Annotated in this window: 12 protein-coding genes, 1 tRNA gene and 3 pseudogenes; 6 read left to right on the top strand and 10 right to left on the bottom strand. The window is 56.6% G+C overall.

Annotated elements, in window-relative coordinates; all coding sequences use genetic code 11:
- Positions 1-1,055: 1,055 nt before the first annotated feature.
- The 4 genes and pseudogenes from ABIA45_RS37275 to ABIA45_RS37260 form a co-directional block, all read right to left on the bottom strand.
- Positions 1,056-1,403 (bottom strand): prolyl oligopeptidase family serine peptidase, encoded by a 348-nt coding sequence (locus ABIA45_RS37275; RefSeq protein WP_276326009.1) that lies wholly within the window; start codon positions 1,401-1,403, stop codon positions 1,056-1,058.
- A pseudogene (locus tag ABIA45_RS37270) lies at positions 1,348-2,217 on the bottom strand (prolyl oligopeptidase family serine peptidase); the annotation flags it as partial. The pseudogene ABIA45_RS37270 and the gene ABIA45_RS37275, both read right to left, overlap by 56 nt.
- Before the next feature lie 392 nt (positions 2,218-2,609).
- Positions 2,610-3,032, bottom strand: a complete 423-nt coding sequence (locus tag ABIA45_RS37265; protein ID WP_244431435.1) for a hypothetical protein — start codon at positions 3,030-3,032, stop codon at positions 2,610-2,612.
- A gap of 1,630 nt (positions 3,033-4,662) precedes the next feature.
- Positions 4,663-4,818: pseudogene (locus tag ABIA45_RS37260) on the bottom strand (helix-turn-helix transcriptional regulator); the annotation flags it as partial.
- 625 nt (positions 4,819-5,443) lie between these two features.
- Between ABIA45_RS37260 and aepX the strand changes: the two are divergent.
- Both aepX and ABIA45_RS37250 read left to right on the top strand, forming a co-directional pair.
- Entirely contained in the window at positions 5,444-6,301 is an 858-nt protein-coding gene (aepX, locus tag ABIA45_RS37255) for a phosphoenolpyruvate mutase (RefSeq protein ID WP_036043039.1), read from the top strand.
- Positions 6,302-6,621: 320 nt separating this feature from the next.
- The gene (locus ABIA45_RS37250) at positions 6,622-7,395 is read left to right on the top strand and encodes a phosphocholine cytidylyltransferase family protein (RefSeq protein WP_036043038.1); all 774 of its coding nucleotides are present in this window, start codon (positions 6,622-6,624) and stop codon (positions 7,393-7,395) included.
- Positions 7,396-7,664: 269 nt separating this feature from the next.
- Here the strand turns inward: ABIA45_RS37250 and phnF are convergent.
- The 4 genes and pseudogenes from phnF to ABIA45_RS37230 all read right to left on the bottom strand — a co-directional run bounded on the left by phnF (position 7,665) and on the right by ABIA45_RS37230 (position 11,061).
- Positions 7,665-8,464, bottom strand: a pseudogene (gene phnF, locus ABIA45_RS37245) (phosphonate metabolism transcriptional regulator PhnF).
- A gap of 379 nt (positions 8,465-8,843) precedes the next feature.
- Positions 8,844-9,629 carry a formyltransferase family protein gene (locus tag ABIA45_RS37240; RefSeq protein ID WP_404655404.1) on the bottom strand — a complete coding sequence of 262 codons (786 nt, stop codon included), beginning with the start codon at positions 9,627-9,629 and terminating at the stop codon, positions 8,844-8,846.
- Positions 9,630-9,662: 33 nt separating this feature from the next.
- Positions 9,663-10,328 (bottom strand): CDP-alcohol phosphatidyltransferase family protein, encoded by a 666-nt coding sequence (locus tag ABIA45_RS37235; RefSeq protein WP_157785206.1) that lies wholly within the window; start codon positions 10,326-10,328, stop codon positions 9,663-9,665.
- Between the two features lie 193 nt (positions 10,329-10,521).
- A complete protein-coding gene (locus tag ABIA45_RS37230; RefSeq protein ID WP_036043034.1) occupies positions 10,522-11,061 on the bottom strand; it encodes a hypothetical protein in 540 nt (179 codons plus the stop codon).
- Positions 11,062-11,804: 743 nt separating this feature from the next.
- Between ABIA45_RS37230 and ABIA45_RS37225 the strand changes: the two genes are divergently transcribed.
- Together ABIA45_RS37225 and ABIA45_RS37220 are read left to right on the top strand one after the other, a co-directional pair.
- Positions 11,805-12,197 (top strand): avidin/streptavidin family protein, encoded by a 393-nt coding sequence (locus tag ABIA45_RS37225; RefSeq protein WP_036015887.1) that lies wholly within the window; start codon positions 11,805-11,807, stop codon positions 12,195-12,197.
- An 848-nt stretch (positions 12,198-13,045) separates the two neighbouring features.
- The gene (locus tag ABIA45_RS37220) at positions 13,046-13,234 is read left to right on the top strand and encodes a cold-shock protein (RefSeq protein ID WP_370100290.1); all 189 of its coding nucleotides are present in this window, start codon (positions 13,046-13,048) and stop codon (positions 13,232-13,234) included.
- A gap of 231 nt (positions 13,235-13,465) precedes the next feature.
- Here ABIA45_RS37220 and ABIA45_RS37215 read toward each other — a convergent pair whose 3' ends face one another.
- Together ABIA45_RS37215 and ABIA45_RS37210 are read right to left on the bottom strand one after the other, a co-directional pair.
- Positions 13,466-13,642, bottom strand: a complete 177-nt coding sequence (locus ABIA45_RS37215; protein ID WP_157784124.1) for a hypothetical protein — start codon at positions 13,640-13,642, stop codon at positions 13,466-13,468.
- 147 nt (positions 13,643-13,789) lie between these two features.
- A complete protein-coding gene (locus ABIA45_RS37210) occupies positions 13,790-14,056 on the bottom strand; it encodes a DUF3551 domain-containing protein (RefSeq protein ID WP_370100293.1) in 267 nt (88 codons plus the stop codon).
- Between the two features lie 1,018 nt (positions 14,057-15,074).
- Between ABIA45_RS37210 and ABIA45_RS37205 the strand changes: the two genes are divergently transcribed.
- Positions 15,075-15,150 (top strand) — tRNA-Ile (locus tag ABIA45_RS37205).
- A gap of 184 nt (positions 15,151-15,334) precedes the next feature.
- On the top strand, positions 15,335-16,612 hold the full coding sequence (locus ABIA45_RS37200) for a hypothetical protein (protein ID WP_404655402.1): 1,278 nt from the start codon (positions 15,335-15,337) through the stop codon (positions 16,610-16,612).
- Positions 16,613-16,684: the final 72 nt, after the last annotated feature.

The raw sequence follows: 16,684 nt of genomic DNA, 5'->3' as shown, positions 1-16,684 counted from the left end.
TCTCGCCAGGAGCCTCGTTTCCGCCTGAGGGGGGAGTGCCCTTTGGAGGCGTGTTCATAGCTCTCTCGTCGTAAAGTTACCGAACGGGAACTTTAGGAGCGGAAACCGCGGATGTCCAGAGAAAAGTTACCGAGCGGGAATTTTTAGCGCGGTTCCAAACTGAGAGCAAAAAGTTACCGAACGGGAACTTTAACCCCAAGCCGGGGTGGGGCGACCCAGAAAGTTACCGATCGGGAATTCTGCTGCCAATACCAACTCGGTTCTTTGGAAATCGATGACGACCCGAGGGAATCCCCGCTCATCCCCTCGAGCGAAACATGGTCCTTGGCGTCCACTCGATGTGGCGACCTCCTCACGTTCGGCGAATGAGGTAGCGTCCTTATAGACGTTTTGACGATCGCGATAAATGTGTCGGGGTCATACCGCCCGCTCGTGCAGTTGGCAGACAATATTGTGCAACCCTGCGCGAACTCTTTCTCACCGCGGAAAGACAATCATTCCAGACCCATCAACAATCGCTGTCGATTTGGATCTATGCTGCGTGAGAACGATAGCACTTTACCTGAGTTAAGTGCCGCGCGCGCTTCGCAGCCGGGGTGGCAGCCAAGGCGACTGCTGCGTCACGCTGTGCGTCGATTGGATCTGCCGTTCCTGCGTCGCCGTGGCCTCTGACGGCGACTGCGCGGAGGAATAAGCAATTGATCGCATCCCTGACCGCTTGCGTAGCGACTTCGCCGTACGAGAAATAGATGGTTGATCAGGGCATGTCACGTAGCTCAATGCAGGCATGGCGCGGATTGACAATCCTCAAGGAAGCCCATCTAGCAACTTACTTCCAGCTCGTCATGTTTGTGCTTGGGACGCCAGGAAATCCGCTCGACAGCGGTGGAGGCTGTTCAGACCGGTAATTTGCGCATCTGACGAGCTTCATCGAGTCCGCCCACCCTCATCAGCTCTCTCGCCTTTGCGTTCCATGAATTCAGCTGAGCAACGTGAGGAGTTGAGATAACCAATTGTCTCTAGTCTATCGGCTTCGATCAGCCCGTCCGCCGATCTTACTCAGAACAAAGCCGCCTCGATGCATAGGTGTATTCAAGGGCGAGTTGACGCGCATCTTCCATGAGATTGGCCGCGGCGCTATGTCCGCCGTCGATGTTCTCGTAATAGAAGTAAGGTTGGCCCAGCGCGGCGAGCTTCGCGGCAGCTTTGCGGCCGTGCGCTGGATGCGTGCGGTCGTCCTTGGTGGAGGTAAGAATTAAGGGAGCGGGATAAGGTCTTGCCCGCCACCAGCTTCTGGTATGGCGAGTAGCCTTCGATCCACGCACGCTGCTCGGCAATGGCGGGGTCACCGTACTCGCCGATCCAGGAGGCGCCCGCGCCCAGCTTGGTGTATCGAAGCACATCGAATAGCGGCACCTCGATGATCGCCGCGTTGAAGAGCTCGGGACGCTGGGTGATCGCGGCGCCAACGAGCAGGCCGCCCTGGCTGCCGCCAATCGCGCCCAGCCGGCGTGGACTCGTGATCTTCCGACGGATCAGGTCCTCGGCAACGGCAATGAAATCATCCCATGTCGTCTGCTTCGTTGCCGCCTGGGCCGCTTGGTGCCATTGTGGACCAAACTCACCGCCCCCGCGCAGGTTCGCAACGACATAGGCATTGCCCTGTTCGAGCCATATCCGCCCCATCGATCCCAGATCAGAGGGCAGTTGCGACTCCTGGAAACCGCCATAGCCATGGAGAAGTGTCGGGATCGTGCCGTCAAACCTTGCGTTTTTGGGCCGCACCAGAAAATAGGGAACTGACGTGCCATCACGCGAAATGGCTTCGAGCTGCTCCACGACATGGTTCGACGCATCGAAGGCAGAGGGTGCCTTCTTCAATTCCTCCAAGCTTTTGCGTTCGGCATCAAAAGACCAAACTGAGGTTGGTCTGAGATAGCTCGAGACGGTGAATATGACCCGGTCGGCTTCATCGTATGTAGCTGACAGGCTGACATTTGTATCTTCCGGCAGCGGGATCGGTGTCGCCGACCAAGCTCCCTGATCGTACTTGTAGAGGAAGGCTTTACCCTGAACGTTCTCAAGGATCGTCAGAATCAAAAAGTTCCTTGTGTGAGTGAACTCGCTCAGTGCCTGCCGGGGCCCAGGCTGAAAGACGAGCGATGGTCTGGCGCGCAAAGGATCCTGTTTCCATTCATCGAGGTCATACGAGATCATCGAGCCGGCCGTGAAGCGGATGCCCTCGGACGGTGTCCAGTCCTCATCAAGTTTCACAAGCAGGCGGCCGCAAGCGAGCGTGGCGATCTCGGCCTTCTTCGGCAGATTGAGCTTGACGGGCCCATCGGGGCGGAAGACCACATACTCGGACTCGAAAGAGCTGATTGCGCGGGCGGCGCCGGTCGCATGAATATGGCCCTCGCTGTCACGAAGCACGAAGGGGGACGCCCCAACGTCGGTGGGCTCGCCCCGAAAGATCTCGCGAGCCTCACTGAGCGGCTGAGCACGTTTGAGCTGAACTCTCGTATGGACACGGCATCCTTTCCGCCATCGGAAAGACTAATCAGGCAACGGCGCCCTTCAGGCGGAAGGCAGCTGTGACCTTGAAAGACCTAATTTCTGTTTTCGGCGGCGGCCAAAGCGTCCACGTCGAGGATGGTTTCCCACTTTGGGTGTTGGCTACGATCGCTCTCACGCGTGGTGCGCCGCCAGACGCCGCGCACCTGATTCTCGTCTCGCCAGAACTGCTCCAAACCGCCCCCTTCGGATGGAACATCTGCGATCCGATCTTTAGCCTGCAGGATGAGGAGCGCCTGTTCGTAGAAGGGCCGATAGCGAGGATCTGACTGAAGCACCCCGAGCGTCTTCTCGTTCTCGCCGCGAGCCCAAGCCAACGCGCCTGGTCCTTCCATCTCCTCGAGCCAAAGGAATGGGTCGTCAGTCACCGCCGCATCCGTTCGCTCCTGCGAAAACGCCGTGGACGTAGCGCTAGCAATCGAAGGCAACACCGCGGACAAGAGTGGTGGCGTGTTCATGGACTTTTTCTAGATAAGATCGGCGGGCCACGCTGTCCGGCCCTGGCGCGTCAAGCAGACCCGGCGGAAACCGTGCAAGCGCAGGACATAGCGCGGCTTGCGCTATGTCATGCGCCGCTTACTGCAAGCTGCGTGCCGGCTAAGGAGTCGCAAGTTTCAGCGTTCGGGGGCTGCACGACCATGTTCCGTTGCCGCCATTGGTTGCCAAACGGACATCACAGCGTGTCGGCGGACAGCCTGTGAGACAGCGCCAGCATTTTCGATCTTCAGTGGCAAGACTGGGACGCAGCGATGCTGCTTACCTCCGCATCCGAGGTTTGCAAGCAGAGCGTTGCCTTAGTAGCCGGCGACGCGCAATGGGCCTCGACGCTGGAAAGGCTCGGGCGCCGTGGCGAGGTGACCGTTCTGATCGGCACAAATGGCGCGAGCGCGGAATGACGAGTCTATGGAGTAGTCAATCCTTTGGATGCAGAAGATCTTGCTCGCTCGACCCCACCGTATAGACGGGCATCATAGAGCTCCTGACGTGGTCCGCCCCTCGCGCATCATCGCGCATCCGAATACCAAGTAGAAACCTTAAGAGAAGCTTCCTTCAAGCTGTCCCGGCCCGCAACCTTGACCCTATCAGGTGCGGCCCTGCGCGCTTATACGACGCGCTTCCATCACATGCCCCTGTTCATACCGTGATGAGGATAATGTGGTCGGCTTGATACTCTGCCCGCGGCACAAACAATGCGGGCGGCTTCCCACTATGCGATACGAACGAAATTGCAACTCAAATGTTTGACCAGTTTGGCAGGAGCGTGCGTCGTTAATGGCTCCGCACCTGTCGTACCCACCTGGCGGAGAATGCATATGAGCTCTACATTGCGCAACGATTTGTAGCCGCGTTGCACGCCTCGCCTCCTCCTCAAGGCCCGTCGATACTGCAACTTTGCACATCATCGATGGCGCCCTGTGGTCGTGGTCCAACTCAGTCAGTTTGACTTCGGAGTCGCCTGCCTTTCCAAAAACATCCGGATCGCGGCTTCCGCCGCAAACATGTTTAGCTTATCTCGAATCCGCTACATCATCGGAAGAACCCAACATTCGCATTGGAGGTCAGCGAAGAGGTAGCATTGAGCTAGCTACGCTTCGTGAGGATTGCCCGCACTTGGTAGTGCGCAGAGCGCTAGAGTATGGGGCAACGTCTAACAGCAGCACGCTTTCGAAAATGGGTTCACGGACTATCATTGCCGTCTTCGTGTCCAGCCTAGACCGTCTACACCGCCTTTCCGATGACAACGACTTTAGTACCTAAACCGCTACGATCGCCCCCCAATTTGGGACACGCATACGACCGCCGCGTCCGCAGCACGGGGACGGATCGATCAGATCCGACAGACCCTCGAGCTTTCAAGAGCGTTTTGCGCCGCGATCTCACCTCGCCTGGTGGTCCACGGCGCCCCGTGACGATCGGCGACGAAATAGAAGCACACCCTTCATAAACAGCTGCGGGCGCGCAATTCGCTTCGCATTCCGCCGGAGCAACCCAAAGTCGCCCCTTACACTTCGCCAGATCTGCATTAGGGGCAACGGAACCTATGCGGTTACCTTAGATAATACCCTGGCGTCGCGCTTTGACGACGCACTAAGTCCGGCTGGACGTTTCCAGCTTTCGCATCGCATTCTTGACATGAAAGTTGACGGTATTCTCGCTCACGTTCAGGATCACTCCGATAGCCCAGGATGACTTCCCTTCCTCGACCCATCGCAAACACTGTCTTTCCCGTTCCGACAGCACAACCTCTTGCCTATCCGCCATGAATTTCTCCTGTAGTCCAGAGAACAGGAAAGCATCAGCAAATGCCATACCACTCAGTGGCGCCAGCAAACTGTCGGCGAGGCAGGACAAATTCTTCGGCGATTGCCACGCCATTCGCGCGAATCCTGCCATCCCGCCGCAGCCCTGCCGACAGGCTGCGACGTATGTCGTCAACCTCACAGCAGCTTTGCGACAATCGTGGCTGTTCGATATTTGCGTCAACTCTATGTGAGCCGGATATCACCCTTTGACTAAGCGCTCCCCCTCGAGGAGTGGGGGGGCAATTCTCTCTGGGGGCCGCAGCTCCAGGCTCGCGAACGAAAGGTCATTCATTCGCATCCAAAACCCTTCTTCCAGCCTTTGGGCACGACGCCAATCAATTCATAGCGAAAGCTTTGCGTTCGGCGCGCCTCCTATGGCGAGCATGCAAGCCTTTGCGGTCCCAATAAACTACCAATGCTGGTCATTGAGCGGCATCACGCCGAAACGATATGAGCAGTGACATTGGTGCCAATCGCTCGTTTTCCAGGATTTAGGCATGCAGTATCAACCACAAGCCGTTCGGCCCACCGCAGGTCATCAATGCGCGCGGCCGTCGCCTGCCGAAATGCTTCATGTTCAGGTCTGCTCGAATGATGAGCTCTCGTTTCTGATGGAAGCGCATGATGGCCTATCCGCCACAATCGCACAGCGGTCAGGGTTCAAGGGGCTCTGGGCGTCTGGTCTGTCGATTGCCAGCTCCCTGGGCTATCGTGATGCCAATGAAGCTTCATGGAGCCAGCTCGTCCAGAGCGTCGAGCGCATAGTGGACTCGACAGAGTTACCTGTGCTCGTTGATGGGGATGGCGGCTTCGGCAATTTCAACAATGCTCGCCTGCTCGCTCGCAAACTTCGTCAGGCTGGCGCGGCAGGCGTCTCGCTTGAGGACAGCTGCTTCCCGAAGCTGAACTCGCTCATTGGTGAGCGGCATCCGCTCGCCGATATTGATGAATTCTGCGGTCGTCTGCGGGCTGTAAAGGATGCAGTCGCCGAAAATCTTGTTCTCGTGGCCAGGATCGAGGCGCTCATTGCCGGGCACGGATTGAACGAAGCTATCTTGCGGGCTCACGCTTATGCCGACGCGGGAGCCGATGCTATCTTGATTCATTCACGAAAGAGTACAGCGGACGAGATGCTTTCGTTCGTCACCGAGTGGCGGAACCGGCTACCTGTCGTGATCGTTCCGACCACATACTATCGAACGCCAGTCTCAGCCTATCGGGATGCGCGCATCTCCACGGTCGTTTGGGCCAATCACTCCATGCGAGCTGCGGCAGCTGCGATGCGGCGCGTCTGCGATAGTATCGCAGCTCAAGAGAGCGTTGCGAGCATTGAGCCTCAGATCGCACCGCTCAGCGAGATATTCGAGCTCCTGAGGTATGACGAACTCGCCGTGGCCGAAAAGCAATATCTGCAGCCCCGCTAGTGGCAGCAGGGTTTGTCACCTGAAGCTTCCTTTGTTCAAATCTGCCGATGAGTCCCCTCACCTTTCGTCGGTCCCGCTCAGCGTCACGGCACTGGCAGCGACGTAAAACTCCTGGAGAGGCTCTCCACATGGCAAAACAGTTTTGCCTATGGCTCAAGGAAGGACACACAGCGGCTGATGCAAGTATATACGCCGACCAGAATTCATGCCTGCCTCTTTCAATCTCTGGGGTGGTCTCACAAGTCTGCGGCACCTGACACTTAACAGAGGCGTTCACGACGCTTGCAGAGCGATAGGCGGGATGAAGAAAGCGAATTGAAATGCCTGTGAATATTCCCAAGCACGCTCTCATTCTTGCCGCTGGAGTGGGCTCTCGTCTACGGCCGCTCACGGACCTAAGCCCAAAACCTCTAGTCCAAATCCATGGCACCCCCATCCTGCACAACGCGCTACATAACCTTGGGTGTCTTGGCGTGGAACACGTAACGATCGTTGTGGGGTATCGCAAAGAGGCGATCCAAGATGCCTGCGGCAGCCGCTTTGGCAGTGTTACGATTAAGTACGTCGAATCCTCGGTTTACGACCGTACTGGGAGCGCCTATTCGCTCTGGCTGGCGCGTGACGCACTCCTTTCCGGAGATTACTTCGTTCTTGAGGGCGACGTCTTCTTCGAGGAAAATGTATTGCGGCAGCTGATCATCACTGAAGCGACCAACGCGGCTGCTGTCGCTCCCTTCCATGAGCTGATGCAGGGATCGGCGGTCCTGTTGTCCGATCTTGGCTTCATTTCAGAATTTCGGTTGAAACAAACAGCGCTAGATCTTATCCCGGGTGGCCCCCCTCTCTACAAGACGATGAATCTGTTACGGCTGTCCGCATCTACTCTGCGGACAGAGGTCATTCCGGCCCTAGACGATATGATCAGGGCCGGAGCTACCCAGGCCTACACCGAGGAGCTTCTTTCCTATCTCGTGGAAACACGAGGCCTACTGCTTGCTGCGGTGAGATGCGATGGCCTCAGGTGGTACGAAATCGATGACGCGGAAGATCTGCGTACCGCCAAGCGCATCTTCGCAGAAGCCGACCACGTTTGATCCTATCGCCCAGGGGTGAAGTTCAAGACGGTCACGGAAGGCTTGTCGCTGCGCGTCTTCGACATTCATGGCTGCCTCTGACGCCGGGCGGGTAAGAACGGCCCAGAACCGTAAGCTTGACGGAGGCCGCAATCAAAGCGGCCGCCCATTGTTTTAGCAGAACGCGAGCACTCGTCCCGGCATACAATGTGAAACACATCCCAAGCAATGGTGCTAGCGAAACAGTCATTTCGCGCCCAGCCGCTTTGACCGCAGGAATGGGACAAGACCTAGACCTTGGAGGAGATAGATGACTTCGATTTGCTGGGTTGCGCTTTTCCGGATCGAGACTTTCCTGCAAGCGACTGCTCCGCGGAACTAATCTCTTTGAAGTCGAATCTGAAGCTGATTCTTGGCGCGCAAAGTACGTTCTCGCCAAATTTGATCGGAATATGGCCAGAGCAATCAAGGCTCTCTTTGACAAAGACCGGCGCCGAAGTGGACATTTCAAGCAGGCGCGCCTCCTGGGCGGAGGGCAGACGCGCACTGATCGTCACCCATTGCTGCGAGTAGTCGTCAATTCCGATGCGCCTGAGAGCTGCTGAGATCGAGTTGGCGCCAGAGAGTTTGTCCAGCAGTCCGGGAGTGCGTTTCGCCGAAAGTAGCTATGCGCAATGGCGATTGGGATCTCGTCCTGATCACTCAGCGTGTCGATGCGCAGCACATCGTCACGGGCCTTCAAGTCAAGGTAGCCGGCGAGCCGCTCGTCTGCCGGTATCGTTGCAGTAGTCAGGATCTTACGACGAGCCAAGCGGCCTCGCGACATGAGATTGTCGTTTAGCCGGGTTTGAGAGGAGAGAAGATACGCTGTTGAATGTTCGACAACGAAGGTGCCTCTCCCCTGCTCGATGCGAAGCAGTCCTTCCTGCTCAAGTGCCCGAATGGCGTATCTTACGGTGTGCCGGTTGACACCATATTCGAGAGCACGCTCGACGTCGTTCGGAAGTTTTTCGCCTGGCCGAAATCGGCTCGACGCGATAGCTTCTTCGATGTTCGATCGAACAAATTCCCAGCGCTTTCCTTGATACATAGGTCAAATGGTCCGTGCTTCAGGCTTCGGCCTGACACGCCGGGCGTTTTCGTGCTGGAGACGATCTTGCTGACGACGAGGTTCCGTTCGGTCACTGATTTATCGCTAATCCGTCCAATGAATCCGCAATTCCACACACAGCTAGCCCCCTCATGCGTGCTAAGCCGGCGCCCAGGCGGTCGGGTCGCCGGCTCGCCGGCACCTCTCGATAGGCTGGATGCTCCAGACGCCCTCCAGAGCTAAGATCAGGGTCAGGTCGCGGAGCCGCAGTGTGCTGGCAACAAACTGGCCTTCGTTGACCTCCTCGAAAACGCGCGATCTCAAATTTTCCGGATTATCTGCCGCGCTGCGCGCCAAGTTCAAACATTACCCTTAGAGGCTAAGCACCACGAATGAGCGTCCGAACCTCATCGGTCAGGACTCGTTCCACGAGCCACTTCGGAGGCTCAATCCGTGGTGGAAGATATAGCGCGCGATAGAGCCGATCGAGTTCTTCGGCGCTGCGTGGAACGTCCGACGAATCCAAAAGTGCGGTCATCGTGCGCATGGGATAGAAGCAAGGCTTGCGCTTATCTTGAGCGATCAACACGTCTTGGGAGCGACGGGTAGCCGATCCGTCCAACAAGCGCAGCCACGTCTGACAGAACAGCGCGTAGCCATAAAGTTGGGCTCTGGTATCTAAAGAAAGAGCTGTCTCTGAAGGCAGCACTGGGAATTGCAACTCACCGATAATATCGCCCCTGTCCACTCGCTCTGAAAGATAGTGGACAGTCACCCCGAAGCTCTTCTCGCCATTGAGTATGGCATGCGTCCGCGCAAAACTGCCGCGATATTCAGGGAGCGGGCCTGGATGAAGATTAATGCCTCCTCGACCAAAGCCTGCGAGGATTCGGGCGGAGAAGATTTTGTTCCACATGATACTGACGAGAAATTTTCCGAGAGGAGGAACATCGTCTATCGACTCGAAGAACGGTATCCCGAAGCGATCTGCGACTTGCCAAAGCTCCTCACTGGTTTCATGCCGCCACCATGTTTTCTCGTACCGGGAAGCGCCGAGAATGCCCGCGATGTGGTCTTTGCCGCAGGTCTCGATGACAAACAGAAGACAGCGGGTCGCGAGTCCCCTGGTTCCGGCAAATACCACGCCGTCAATTACGCTCGACATTTCTCAGCCTCATCACGTTCTAGGCCACACCGATTATGTGCCCGTTCTACTCGTAATCAGCAGTCCGGCGGACCCGGTGACCGCTACGCAGATGGTGATGACATGCACAAGAGTGCCTGAGGCTTTGACCTTGAACGGGGCGATGTGGAGCAGCGATAGCGGTACAAAGACGGCAGGAAGAACGACACCTAGCTCGAGCGGCGCAATTGTGTGGTCAACTATCAAGATTGCCGCGAGCACTGGCAAAGCGTAAGAGAGAGGTAGACCGGTCGAATAACCGCGGTGGTCCAATCCGAAATAGTCAAAATATGCCAGGCGAAGAGCGCCGATAAATATCATGAACGCTGTGAATACCGCAGATGCTGGCAAATCGATGAAAGACGCGATGACAATTGCCGGGATGACTGATCCAAAGATGAGGTCCGAGAACGCATCCAGAGCTTTACCAATGGCCTTGGTGGCCATCGTTCGATTCTTGGTACGCCGGGCAATTTCGCCATCCACATCATCAGCGATAATCGCCCAGAGTCCGAGCGCTACACCCGCCTCCTGGTGTCCTCTGGCTACTAACCCCATCGCTGCACCAGAACAGAGGATCCCCACGGCAGTACCGGCGTTTGCGCGGTCAGATAGGTATGCGATCATCGCACCTGCTTCCGCCGAGGCGATCGAAATCACGCCCTTGGGCCGCTTGCGCACCGCAACTGCGCTTAAATTGGGCGAGGTCCGCCAGGTCCGCAAACTACCAGTTCTAATAGCCATTCGTCGGACTGCTGGTTGAAGCAGTCCTCGACCTTTTGATCTCTCGAACTCAAGAGACGCAGAAAAATCGACTGAGGCTCGGCCGACCGGCCGGAAGGCTGAAGCGACCGCGACAACACTATGGAGTGCATCAACGCTGGTCGGAGCCAGGATCAGCAATTAGCGGCGCACCCCCGACCGAGATTGGGCCTTCTGACTTAGAGGGCTGGACCATTCTCTTCACCGGCCTCGATACCGGACGGGCTGCTGGTGGAGAAGGAGCCTCGGGCACAGATGTAGGGACCGGTGAATTCTGCAAAGACTCGATCTTGGCCGTCAATGCCTCGATCTGGTCGGCCATCCGCTTCAAATCGGCTTGCTGCGCACCCATGTTGCGATTGAGCTCTGCAATTCCATCACTTGCCTTCTCAATTTCATCACTCGCCTTCTGTTGTCCCAATCGGATCTCCCAGAGAGCTTCCTTTTCTTCGTGTGACAAGCCTGTCGTCTGAGCAGCTTCACGCGCCGATGACGTCCCGGAAGGTGCCTCGGCGCTAGTCCAATAATAGGCCCCCCCAGCGCACAGGCCGATGGAGACGGCCAAAAGCACGAGGATCCAAGAAAAGCGCCTTGAAGGCCTGTGCAAGTCGGGCGGCAAATCCGAGGCGTTCGCTTGATCAATCACATCCATGTCCAGTTCCTATTGGCTTTTGTCGTTGGCGCCATACCGGCCAACCGTCAAGTGGTACTGTCGGCGACAGCACCTCTTTGCGCAATATTGCCAGTGCTCAAGCTCAGTTCACGACGTGCTCCGCGAGCCAGCGCTACCTTGCTGCTGTTACGGCCACTTCCTTGCCGTCGAAACTCCAAGAATTGGCGGGGTTAAGTGAGCACTGACACACCAAGATGACGGATGACTTTCCTCGGGACTCCCACGATCTCTCCCCGAGGAGTGCTCCATTGTAAACGCAAACCTTCTTATGGCTTTGCCGATCCAGCGGCGAAAACGGGTGGGATATGGGGCTTAACGCACCCAGCGATGACTGAGATGCGAGGTCGTCGAAGTCAGCCGGTTGCTTGCGAGACGCCGGGAGACCTTCAAACTTGCTTTCCAGCAAATCGACGCGCAATTGGCGAAGATCGCGAGACCGATGTCGCTCTCGTCCTCTGGTACCCGCACCGCGCCGACCATTTCGGCGACCGGGAGCGCTCGCGTCACATCAAAGTAGCCGAGCATCGGCTTACCGCGCACACCGCGACCACTCTTCGGGAGATTCAGGCCGTAGACCGCCAGGATCCGGCGCGACTTCGGGTATATGCGCCGGATTCCACTGCCGAATGCAAGATAAGACAGCGAACGTCACCTCAAATTGTACCAAATTACACGGTCTGTGTTGCTACCCTCACGCGACTTACTTCTTTCGAGGTTTGAATATGAAGAGACTTCTAGGACTTTTGCTGCTTGCCCAATGTTTCATGGTATCGAGCAAGGCCACCGCGCAGGGTCTTCCTGCTCCTTCATTCTGGAAGAATGAACGGGGTTCAGAACTGTTCGTTTTGTCCGCCAACAGCGGGGCAATACAAGGAACTTTCACAAACCACGCTCACGGTTTTGCGTGCCAAGACATCCCCTATCCCGCATCCGGAGCCGTTAGTCCCAGGGGCTTGTATTTTGTTGTCACTTTTGCCCAGTGCAATTCCTTTACCCGCTGGGTTGGCAAAATTAATGGCTCCAAAATGCCAACGTCATGGACGCTGTTCTACGTTGACCAGAACGGCAAGCCCAGCAAGTTGAAGGGCGCCGATACATTCACGCGCGTATGGTAGTCTCACTCTCCTTGCAACGTCGCGACCTTCGACTGGCGCTCTCGCGAATTTGGCTGGTCGCTGTGAGACGTTGAGGCTTGCCTTTCGGAAAGCTCTGGGCTGTCCAGCGTCACGCAGCTTGGATGCTTGACAGCCCAATGTTCCGGCATAGCCCATGAAAACATCAAAAGGCCCCTTCCCGGATTCGAAACGGCTGTTTAAGCTTGTATCCAGACTTTGGGACGTTCCGCGCATTTAGCATTACTCTTCATGTTCTCGTTTTGAAACGGAGTTCGGGGCCCAGAAGGGGTGCCGCTAATATCTACGGCGTTCGTGTTGCGGCGTTTGGTTGACGGATGTGAGTTTTCAGCTCTCGATACTTAAAATTCTCGCCGGCCAACCGGAGGGCCGCGCCAGTCTCGCCGTCCTAAAGAATTACCTCACAGTGTTCTACACCAGCGGCCCGGAGTGGACGGCTCGCATGAAGCGACTGGCCGAGCGGGCACCAGGTCTCAATATTTTCGGGCAGAAATTGGTTGAGCGAGACTCCGGGCACTGGATCATAACAGAAGGGGGACGCGCCTTTCTTGCTTCACTGGAACGAGCGGCGGTGACCATCACTCAGGAGCGAGCGCTCGAAGACACGATTGAGACGCCTCTCGCAAGTAAACTTCCCGCGTCTCCTCTGACGTCGGGACGCCGCAATGGCAGTCGCAGACATCGCCGCCGCAATCGGCCGTCCGGGCGCGAATGCCAGTCGCCATAGCCTGCAAAGCGGATTGCGATTGTCACGTGCACCCACCAGTTAAGGATTTGATCGTTGCGCAAACAACTAGCTACATCGTGGTCATTTAGCTGGAGATACTGACGTGGCGACTGGCATTGCAAAGTGGTTTAACGCGACTAACGGTTACGGTTTCATCAAGCCTGATGATGGCGGAGCGGACGTATTCCTGCACGTTGGGGCGGTTGAGAAGACCGGCTACGCCCGGATCGACTTCGAGTTCAAGACAGCCAGCTCAGGCAAAGTGTCCGCAGAAAATCTGCGCATCGGATGATTTTAGCCCTTCAGCTGCGGCGGGAAGAAAACTTTCGCTGCAGCCGCTCCATTCGGTCCGCGTGAAGTCCATCTCAAGCATTTGCCATGTTGCACGCGCCTTACAGACCATGCTGTCGGCGCAACAAAAAGCACCAGTTCGCATATTTGCGCGGAATTTTCAGGCTTCGCCGATCGTTTTCTGCATCTTATTCGGAGAGACGATGAGAAGCCGTGCCCCGTGCGGGGCTGGCTAGTGCTCGGGCTCGAAGCGCGCAATTCTGCGCGGGCCATCCCAGAGTTCTACAGGATCGTCCTCGAGCAGATCCTCAGCACGTGCCTTGGCTTCGTCCTCGGTGGCACAAACTAAAGCAATCGTCAGAATGATTTCGCCCTCGAGTGTGAGGACAACCGCCCGAAATGTTTTCATCGATCGGAGTTACACCTGTTCCCCGTCTCTTCCTATTCTTTTATGTTCAGAGCCTGGCCAGGTAAGGGCGGGTGATCGGCAAACTTTTCGGCACCGCGATCTCGCGTCCAAAGCCGCCGCTTAGCAATCTCGCAATTTTCCTCCACATTAGCGCAATTGTCTTCCTTGTCGCTCAAACGCATAGATCGGATTGATACCGCAATAGGCGTATGTACCGGATGCGGTAGCCATGCACTGGCTATAGGTTGAGAACTGGCAGTTGCCCGGATATCCCCAAGTACGGCCCTGCAGGCAATAAACGTCTTGGCGAGCCGGTGGGGTGTGCGAGTGAACCCGTGAACCAGCGGTCGAAGGCGATCCAAAGCCGACGAGGATGGGAAGTATGAGCACTCCGGTAACGAGAAAGTCGCGCATGAGATCTCTTGCCTCCGTTAAGTTCGCTGAAGGATGGAGGATCTGAATTGAACCATCTGACCTTAGTCAATCGCACATCGCCGGTCCAGCTGGTCTACCACCGGAAAGAGCGTTCAGCTTGTCCGTAACCACCAGCGCGAAAGCGGCACGCCGGATACAGGTAGGGCGCAGGCAATAAGAGGGCCGGAGCGAAACGGGACGGCACCGTGGTCGTCACCATTTGCCGAAAATCGCCCGGACCTCCAAGCGGCTTTCCTGCGGCTTTCCGTAACGAAATGCGTGTTTTGCGCGACTGCGCCATTCCGAGCGGAGTAAAAGAGCAAAATATATACGACGCGAGCGCCGTAGGAACTCATGAACGTCCTTGCACGCCAGCGCGATACGCAGGACCTAGCGCCCCATGCTAGGGGATTTGGAGAGCGCTTCGCGACCGATCTGCTTTAGGGGTCTGGCCTTGTCTCACCTGTGCTAGCCGCTTCCAAAGCGATCACGCAGAACACTTAAGCGGCACACTCGTGAGACGGTCGCTGAGACTAACGCGATTGTCTGACGTACCTTTGCTAAGCTTGACTACCAATAGCCTGCAGCACGCAGAAAACATCGCTGATTGCCTGACCATTGAAACAGTTTCACGTGCAGTGTCGCAATTGCATAGTGCCGGCGTGCTCGATTCATCGGCAATACTCAACGCGAAATCATGATTGTAGATCGGCAGCGGCTCGCACGTTTTGACCTGCAAAATCAGATCCGTGGTGCGTGCGTGCAAGTCCTAGCGATCGGCGAAGAAGGGCGGCACAGCAACCACGGTTTTAATCAGATTGGATACCGGACGCATGGGATAACGGTGCCATGGTGAGGCGGTGCCGGCGCTTGCGCTGGAGCGCTACGAGAAGCTCACTGGTCAGTCAGCCTGTTCGCGTGGCTCGATCACGCCTTCTTTGGCGTTGCCAGAATGCCTGCCACCCTATAAAGGAGCCCGGGCACCGTTCGGGCTGTCTTTCAGCGGTCGCCGGCGGCGGGGCCCGTAGCTCAATGGTTAGAGCCGGCCGCTCATAACGGTCTGGTTGCAGGTTCGAGTCCTGCCGGGCCCACCAGCGGGATCAATATGTGAGGACACTTTTAGAACGACTCGATTTGGGCTTTTAGAGCGACTCGATCTCGTTTTAAGAACGACTCGATTTCAGATCCCACTGAGACGACTGCCGAATTTTCCTTCGCTTTTTTCGCTGATTCTATAGCTCGAAAAAACCGAGGGGGGGTGCTTTCAGGAAATCCCTCATGAAACCTGCTGGTCGACGTGGCACCACAGCCGGCGATCCTGGCTGGTCGAACTGCGTCTTCTGCGGCACGGCTGTTGGCAAGTCTGCCCGTTCGCGCGAACACATCATCCCGATGTGGCTCCTGCGCGCCACGGGAGACCCCCATCGCAAGATCAAGATCGAGAGCGACCCCGTAACCGGCGCCGACGTCCTGCGACCAGCGTCCACATTTCACTTCCCCGCTTGCGAACCTTGCAATGCGAAGTACGGCAAGACGCTCGAAAAGCGAGCCAAGAAGGCCGTCGAATCCCTCATGGCGGGGAAATCGCTCGAGGTCTCTGAGTGCTATTGGCTGCTGGATTGGCTCGACAAAGTACGTGTTGGACTCTGGCTCGGGTATAACATGCTGCACAAGGAGGAGTTCGCGCCGAAGTTCCGTATCGATCAGCGCATCGGGATAAAGGATAGGATCGCAGTCATCAGCGTGGATCGGAATGATACCACGAAGGGATTCGGATTCGGCGGCTTGGACAACCAAATATTTCGCACCAGCCAAGCCGGCATGTTTTTCAGGATCAACAATATTCGGATCTTGTCACTCTCGTTCGACGGCATGATTTCACGCTTCGCCGGAATGCCATTCCCAGAAAAGATGCTCGCATTGAGCGACGATCCCGATCGCCACGTAGCGGTGATGGGGCGCACCGACTACAAGATCCAACAGAATTGGAAGGAATTTCAAATTCCTGGCGCGACCGTGATCGCCCAATCGAGCTTCTGGTTCAGGAATTGCGCCGACGATAAGAGCTTCGGTCTATGGATCAATAAAAACACGATCCCTCGTTTCAAGAAAATTCCGAAGCTGCGCAAAGCCGCAGACTTGGATCAATTCGTGCAAAGCCTGCTGATCTCCAACGCTACTGGATCATTTAAGTACCACCAAAATAGCCGGCAACGCATCCGTTTTGGCTTGGCTCAAGAGAATAGCGACCTAACGTTCGTCAGAGCGCTTTACCTGGCGTTCTTGCGATACGTGCTACCGCTCAACCCACAGGAGCAAATTAGATCAGACGGCACACGACAAAGCACGATCTTACTGGCGATGCTCTGGATCGAGAAATCCGTGCAGTTGGCGCTTCGCTTCCGCCAGGTCGGAATTTGGGACGAGCGGACGTTCGGTCCCGTCGTAGAAGAACTGCAGAAGGTCTATAGGGCTTGGGAAGAGTTGCGCGCCAACACGCTGGGCGAGTGGGCACAAGACGCATCCGCGACCCTAGTTTTCGCCGCTCCCGAATGAGGAACACTCTCCCTTCGCCGGTTGTTCTGATGGGCGCCACGGCGCCCCCCCAGAGTGCTTGGTGCGACGGGC

The sequence above is a fragment of the Bradyrhizobium sp. USDA 336 genome, assembly GCF_044908355.1.
Lineage (GTDB): Bacteria > Pseudomonadota > Alphaproteobacteria > Rhizobiales > Xanthobacteraceae > Bradyrhizobium > Bradyrhizobium yuanmingense.
Note: the sequence above shows the minus strand (reverse complement) of the source record. Positions and strands in the feature narration are given on the sequence as shown.

Bases quoted from the DNA above. Each gene is read 5' to 3' on its own strand.
- ABIA45_RS37275 (WP_276326009.1), bottom strand. From the start codon at position 1,403: ATGTGCTTCGATACACCAAGCTGGGCGCGGGCGCCTCCTGGATCGGCG.
- ABIA45_RS37265 (WP_244431435.1), bottom strand. From the start codon at position 3,032: ATGAACACGCCACCACTCTTGTCCGCGGTGTTGCCTTCGATTGCTAGC.
- aepX (WP_036043039.1), top strand. From the start codon at position 5,444: ATGCTTCATGTTCAGGTCTGCTCGAATGATGAGCTCTCGTTTCTGATG.
- ABIA45_RS37250 (WP_036043038.1), top strand. From the start codon at position 6,622: ATGCCTGTGAATATTCCCAAGCACGCTCTCATTCTTGCCGCTGGAGTG.
- ABIA45_RS37240 (WP_404655404.1), bottom strand. From the start codon at position 9,629: ATGTCGAGCGTAATTGACGGCGTGGTATTTGCCGGAACCAGGGGACTC.
- ABIA45_RS37230 (WP_036043034.1), bottom strand. From the start codon at position 11,061: ATGGATGTGATTGATCAAGCGAACGCCTCGGATTTGCCGCCCGACTTG.
- ABIA45_RS37225 (WP_036015887.1), top strand. From the start codon at position 11,805: ATGAAGAGACTTCTAGGACTTTTGCTGCTTGCCCAATGTTTCATGGTA.
- ABIA45_RS37215 (WP_157784124.1), bottom strand. From the start codon at position 13,642: ATGAAAACATTTCGGGCGGTTGTCCTCACACTCGAGGGCGAAATCATT.
- ABIA45_RS37210 (WP_370100293.1), bottom strand. From the start codon at position 14,056: ATGCGCGACTTTCTCGTTACCGGAGTGCTCATACTTCCCATCCTCGTC.
- ABIA45_RS37200 (WP_404655402.1), top strand. From the start codon at position 15,335: ATGAAACCTGCTGGTCGACGTGGCACCACAGCCGGCGATCCTGGCTGG.